We start from the raw sequence: 6071 nt of genomic DNA, 5'->3' as shown, positions 1-6071 counted from the left end.
TTCAAACTTATTTTAAAAAGCTTTTTGAAATAAGTTTGAAGTTTTTAAGTGAATACACTAAAGATTAATCTCTTTTATTTTCTCAATATCAAATCTGCATTAATACCATTTTTATTGGTTAACTCTCTACTATGCTTAAGTCTCAAAAAACGACCCTTTTTAATAATTATATAGCGAAGCTAAGCGGGTTATTCTTTGCCAGTCTTTTTTATTAGAAATTAAACATTCTAAATAGTAGACAAAAACTAGTAGTAAGATAGCACTAAAAACCCAACAGCCCTTATCCTAAATCTCTCTCATTAAAAGATTCGAGCTTGAGAAACCTCTATGCAATAGTGTTGACTGCACCAAAATAAAGCCCCAAGTAAGAGAGCATTGGCCAAGTTCTTATGATTTCCAGCTTTACCCTCTATCTCTACTTGGTTTTAACTCCTCATTATTGGGTTCATTTCTAAATTTTCTTTATGAGGATGTACTGCCACTACCGGTTTAAAAAATAAAGTATGACTTGCTTGTCTTAAAATGGCCTCAGCTAAATCTGGCGTTACTGACCTTCTCAAATAGTAGTCGGCAAAACTCGCGTTAAATCGTGCCGTGTTCAACGACTCCTTTTGATCTTTGTACAGGCTATCATACAACTATTTAGCATTATTTTTACTTTTCTGCAGCAACCAATCAACGATATGATAATGCTTATATGCTGCTGCTGCGAGCATAGCCCTTCCAATCCTCTCTACGGGTAAAGCTAATGCTTGGGAAGTTAAGTATTTCACTACCTCAAAATGTCCTTGTGCTGCTGCAGAGCAAAAAGCATGATAATCGCTTGCTTTTATCATCTCCTGCAATAAGTCCGGTGCTTGCGAAGCTAAATATTGTACTACGTTTAGATGCCCCTCAGCAGCGGCGCCGGTAAAGGCAGCATAATCACCTGCTTTTATCATTTTTTGTAGTAAGTTTGGTGCTTGCGAAGCGAAGTATTGCATTACGTCTAAACACCCACCTTCTGCGGCCAAGTGAAAAGCAGAATAATTTTCATCTTTTAGCATGGCTTGAAAGGTTTTTGGAAAAGCTCGGGATAGAATCTTTAAGCCTTCTAAATGATTTGCAACACTTAAGAAACGTACCAATTGAATGGCGGAGAGGAAGCTGGCGGACATGGAAGAGGATAGATAAAAGAATGATAACTCTTTTTAAGCAATAACTTGAGGTCTTTTCTGCTAATTTCTCGCCCTTCTAAAAATTGACCAAGTAAAGAATCTTTTTTATATTTTCCGGTATAATTTGATACATAGGCCTCATCTTATAAAATGCACCTAATTCTACCTTGCTGCTTATCATAGAAGCAAATATTCGTTTTGAGTTTTAATGAATAAATATAGCAGTGCAACTATTAGGTATTATGAAAACGAAAGTTTTTTTGCAATAATGCTACTATTAGTTGGTGATTGCTTTAAAAAAACAACATTTAAGACATTATCAGTTTACAGGTCTTCAACAATTTTAAATAATAGTTTTATTAAATCAGAGCCATTCCCTAAGACGAAAAGGAAGACTAGCTTCAAGGATTTGATTTACCAGCAATCCTTTATTCCAAACAGCAATGTCAGCAGAAAACTAATAATATTTTTTTACATAGAGTGGCTTATAAGTCTGTATATCCTTTCTAGGAAAGGGGAGCTTTACAAAAATTTTTCTTTCTTAAAATGGGGAATTTTGAAATAAAAAATGCCCGACTTTTACTATAAAAGTAAAATCTAATTATTTGGTTTAAGTTTATTTAACTGTGCAATTGAAAAATGGAATTAATTTTTGCAATGGAGCCCTTTAGATATCACGAACATCCATTAATAATGGTAGCCATTTTTTATAACGTTATTATAAAATAAAACTGGTACTTACCTTTAAGGCAAATATTATGGAATGGTTTTACTTAGTATTAGCGGGTGCTTTAGAAGTTGTATGGGCAGTAGGCTTAAAATATACTGAAAGCTTCACTCGACTCTACCCATCATTGTTAACAATTGCTGCAATGATTTTAAGTTTTTTACTACTTTCCCACTCATTAAGAGTGCTACCTATTGGCACAGCATACGCTGTATGGACCGGAATTGGGGCTATTGGAACAGTAATTTATGGGTTATACTTTCTAGGTGAGCCTGCTACTATTCTACGACTTAGTTGCATCTTGCTAATTATTGTTGCCATTATCGGTTTAAAACTAACTCACCATTCTTAATTTAAAAAGGCTCGACCTAGAATATAAACCAAGGTTATACCTACTTTATTGCTTAGGTTAGTTAAATACATCCTAAGCGCTAAGAAAAAATTGCTCTGTCACGAACAATTTTATAAACGCTAAACTTCCATTCCAGACATGCCTAAGCAATAAAACCAAATTGCTCATCCAAGTGGTAAAATCTCGCATTTTTTATACTAATGAAATCGTTTTTCAATTCTGATTTATAGTGCTAAATCCAGCGGAAGAGTGCTTTGACCTATTTCTATCTCACCTTCGGTCATCGCTTCTTCCAAATTTCTATAATTAATGTACTTACAATATTAACGTACATACTGCAGTATCATTTAATACAGCCTTAAACGCAGCAGCTTTCATTGAGTGTATTTTGTCATCCATTTTATAAATTATAAACTAGCGTTCGTTTTTGCAAAGGACCCAAAGTATTTTTTAAATGGATTTATCTAAAAAATTAAAAAGTTTTTCCATTGCTATTTTAAAGTGTGTAGGCTCCACGCCAAGCCGCATTCTAAAATAACCGGGTAAATCAAAACACTCGCCTGGCAGTATAGAAACACCTGTTTTATTAACTAATTTTTCCGCAAAACTATAAGAATCATTGGTAAAATTTAGTTTCGGAAAAGCAATTGTTCCTGCCTTTGGTTCAATCCAATCTATATATTGGGAATAATTTTTTTGATATTGTTTAAATAATGTTTTATTTATTACAATCCACTGTTTAACTTTTTGAGTCAAAACCGTATGATTTTTTATAATTTCATAAGCAAGATAATCGGCTCCCTTAAATAGTGAATGTGTTGTTAAACATTTAAAAGCTAAACAACGATCTAGGATTTCCTGCCGCGCTATCATCCACCCCACTCTTAAGCCGACACAACCATAACATTTACCAATAGAGCCTAATCCAATCACTCGAGGTGAAAAATTAACAAATGAGGGGACAGTATCACTGTCATTATGCGGCAGTAACCTATAATGCTCATCAACTACAACATCACAATCATAAATTTCTGAGATATTTAGTAATTCTTCAAACTCTTGCTGCGAATAAGTTATGCCTGTTGGATTGTGTGGAGAATTAATTAGAATGGTTCGTGTTTTTTTATCTATATTTTTTTTGATTTCCGAAAGGGGCAGCCTAAACTCTGCCTCAGGAGAAAGCGCAACTTTGCGTACTTCAAATCCTACAGCTTGAGGAACATCATATAAAGAGTGGAAAACTGGCACCGTTACAATAACATTTGAGCCAGGAGAAAACTGGGTACTAAAATAAAGAAGTATCGCTTCAATCATTCCTGTAGTTACAAGAATATTGTCAGCTGAAATCTGCTGATATAATTTACTAATTTCGTTTCGAAGCTGTAAAGAGCCTTTGGTATCATTATGTTCGAAATCAATATTTAAAAAATCTTGAATTTTTTTAGTGGAGTCTAAAACATCTTCTACCCTTAGACTAGCAACATCACTCTCACCAAGATTATAAGGTGCCTTAAGATAGGTATCTAACCATTTGTACAATAAACTCAATTCCATATGCAAATCCTCTTATTAATTGTTTTCTCTTAAATTCCCATTAACATTAACTTTTTCACCACTAGAATACTCTTTTAACAAATTAAACACTGTAGGCTTATTATTTGACGAAATGAAAATTCCTCCCATCTCAGCGTTTAACTTGGCATACCTCTCATCTTTTAGCAAAATCGCATGTAATTTTTTAAGCTTCCAAAAAGGTACCCTTGGAAAAAGATGATGTGCTAGATGTAACGTTTCTCCATGAATACCAGTAAAAAAGTACTCCAGCCAATGACTATTTCGATTACGAGTCATATATAAATCAGTGCCGTTTCCCATTAAAGGTGCATGCTCTGCTAACTCAATAAACCAATTAATTAATTGAAAGGTAGTAAATAAAGGAATAAACCAAAATAAAAATAAAATGGTTAAGTAGCCACTCTTATAACACACTACAAAAATAATAGACCAATAAATTCCCAATATTAACAACTCTAATTTTTCTGATGCTACTTTACCCGTGTACAATCTTGATTTTATCGAAAAATAAAGATGGCTGGGAACTGTAAATTTCAAACAGGGTATAAGAAAAAGCTGCCGTAAATATTGCCCCGAGGACAGTGTGGTATTATAAACGCCTTTTTGTAACATATAGCGGTAATCATCATCGTCCTTAGGGTCACCAAAGCTGCCATGGTGCAAACGCAAATGGGTGTCTTTATAAGCTGAGTAAGTATGGAGAATAAGATGTCCGCTTAAAAAAGTACCTAAAAACAAGTTAAGTAATTTGTTTTGGGCAATAGAGTTATGTGAAGCCTCATGTAGAATGGTGGCCAGAGCACGTTGCCGTGATCCAATGACAAGAACAGCTAAAGGATATAAAAGATAATGGGAGTTAAGCGTTATAATAATTGTAATTAAAATTACGACATAATCATAAATAACAGCTAATAAACCATGATAATTATCGAATTGGTACAACTTATTAATATCAGCACGAACCTCAGGTGAAAAAACATAGCGCTTGCAAAAATTTCTCATACTTCTTCCTAAGCGTTACTTTACTATTACACTCCTTGAAACTATTAAGTCCCTTTATTAAAAAATACATCTGTTAAATGTATAGTATTAAGATATAGTATATGTTCATTTTTTAGTCAAAATATTTTTAAATAGTTTAACCCTCATTAGTATTTAAGATTGGCTATTTAAAAAATCCTCATAACTGAAGGTTTTGATAAGGTCAATCTGGCCATCTATTTGTTTTATAGCTATTGATGGCATTCTTAAGCCATTAAACCAGTTTTGTTTAACAATGGTATAACTTCCAGTATCTTTAAAGGAGATGCGGCGTCCTGGCTTTAATTCCTCTTTAAAACTAAACTCACCAAAAATATCTCCGGCTAAACAGGAATTTCCCGCAAGAATATAAGAATAAGGACCTTCATTAGGCTCAATTTGAGCAGGTATAGGGAAAGAAATAACTTCAGGCATATGCGCGTCTGCGGAGCAATCTAAAATGGCAACTTGTTTTTCATTTTCAATAATATCTACTACGGTAGTCTCAAGGCTAGCGACATTATTAAGAACAGCCTGCCCAGGCTCTAGATAAAGTTGAACTTGATGTTTATCACTAAACTCTTTTAAACAGTCAGAAAATTTCTGAATTGGATATTCGTGGTTGGTAAAGCTGATACCCCCACCTAAGTCTATCCATCCAATGCTATGAAATAAATGGCCATATTTTTTTTCGATTAGCAGTAAAGATTCAGCAAATTTATCAAAATTTTTATTTTCACAATGAATATGGAACATCAGCCCAGAAACATCATCTATGACCGATTCAATATGATTGATATCACTTTCTCCAAGTCTACAATTGGGTCTGCACGTATTACTTAAATCATGGGGGGAAAAACTATAACCAGGATTTATTCTTAATCCTGTTATTTGCTTAGGAGACTGGTTTCTAAAATACTTGACTTGGCTGGCGCTATTAAAGACAATTTTATCTGCATAATTAATAACTTGCTGAAAATCATCTTCACTATAAGCAACACTATAAGAAATACCCTCGCCGCCAAACTTTTCATAGCCCAGCTTCACCTCGTAAGGAGAAGACGATGTGAAACCATCCATATGTTTACTAATTATGTCAAATAAAGCCCATACAGAAAAAGTTTTTAAGGCAAATAAGAACTTGGCACCTGAGTTTTCTCTTATTTGGTCAATAATTTTAAGATTCGCCAAAAGCTTTGCTACATCAATTAAATAAAAAGGGGTCTTCACCTGCTTCTCC

At 33.9% G+C, this 6071-nt stretch carries 6 protein-coding genes; 1 reads left to right on the top strand and 5 read right to left on the bottom strand.

The window, feature by feature from the left end; translation table 11 throughout:
• Positions 1 to 425 precede the first annotated feature (425 nt).
• Both E1P04_RS17755 and E1P04_RS16245 read right to left on the bottom strand, forming a co-directional pair.
• Positions 426 to 602, bottom strand: a complete 177-nt coding sequence (locus E1P04_RS17755) for a hypothetical protein (protein WP_165482830.1) — start codon at positions 600 to 602, stop codon at positions 426 to 428.
• A gap of 36 nt (positions 603 to 638) precedes the next feature.
• Positions 639 to 1157, bottom strand: coding sequence for an ankyrin repeat domain-containing protein (locus tag E1P04_RS16245; protein WP_131783926.1), 519 nt, complete (start codon positions 1155 to 1157; stop codon positions 639 to 641).
• A 758-nt stretch (positions 1158 to 1915) separates the two neighbouring features.
• Between E1P04_RS16245 and sugE the strand changes: the two genes are divergently transcribed.
• Positions 1916 to 2236 (top strand): quaternary ammonium compound efflux SMR transporter SugE, encoded by a 321-nt coding sequence (gene sugE / locus E1P04_RS16240; protein WP_131783925.1) that lies wholly within the window; start codon positions 1916 to 1918, stop codon positions 2234 to 2236.
• 450 nt (positions 2237 to 2686) lie between these two features.
• Here sugE and gntC read toward each other — a convergent pair whose 3' ends face one another.
• The 3 genes from gntC to E1P04_RS16225 form a co-directional block, all read right to left on the bottom strand.
• Complete coding sequence (gene gntC, locus E1P04_RS16235; RefSeq protein ID WP_131783924.1) at positions 2687 to 3790, bottom strand: guanitoxin biosynthesis PLP-dependent (S)-gamma-hydroxy-L-arginine cyclodehydratase GntC; 1104 nt, start codon at positions 3788 to 3790, stop codon at positions 2687 to 2689.
• 15 nt (positions 3791 to 3805) lie between these two features.
• Complete coding sequence (locus E1P04_RS16230) at positions 3806 to 4813, bottom strand: fatty acid desaturase family protein (RefSeq protein ID WP_131783923.1); 1008 nt, start codon at positions 4811 to 4813, stop codon at positions 3806 to 3808.
• A gap of 153 nt (positions 4814 to 4966) precedes the next feature.
• Positions 4967 to 6061 (bottom strand): carboxynorspermidine decarboxylase, encoded by a 1095-nt coding sequence (locus E1P04_RS16225; RefSeq protein ID WP_131783922.1) that lies wholly within the window; start codon positions 6059 to 6061, stop codon positions 4967 to 4969.
• Positions 6062 to 6071 lie beyond the last annotated feature (10 nt).

The sequence above is a fragment of the Legionella gresilensis genome (genome assembly GCF_900639865.1).
GTDB lineage: Bacteria > Pseudomonadota > Gammaproteobacteria > Legionellales > Legionellaceae > Legionella_C > Legionella_C gresilensis.
This window is presented reverse-complemented; position numbering and strand designations above follow the sequence as displayed.

Bases quoted from the DNA above. Each gene is read 5' to 3' on its own strand.
- sugE (WP_131783925.1), top strand. From the start codon at position 1,916: ATGGAATGGTTTTACTTAGTATTAGCGGGTGCTTTAGAAGTTGTATGG.
- E1P04_RS16230 (WP_131783923.1), bottom strand. From the start codon at position 4,813: ATGAGAAATTTTTGCAAGCGCTATGTTTTTTCACCTGAGGTTCGTGCT.
- E1P04_RS16245 (WP_131783926.1), bottom strand. From the start codon at position 1,157: ATGTCCGCCAGCTTCCTCTCCGCCATTCAATTGGTACGTTTCTTAAGT.
- gntC (WP_131783924.1), bottom strand. From the start codon at position 3,790: ATGGAATTGAGTTTATTGTACAAATGGTTAGATACCTATCTTAAGGCA.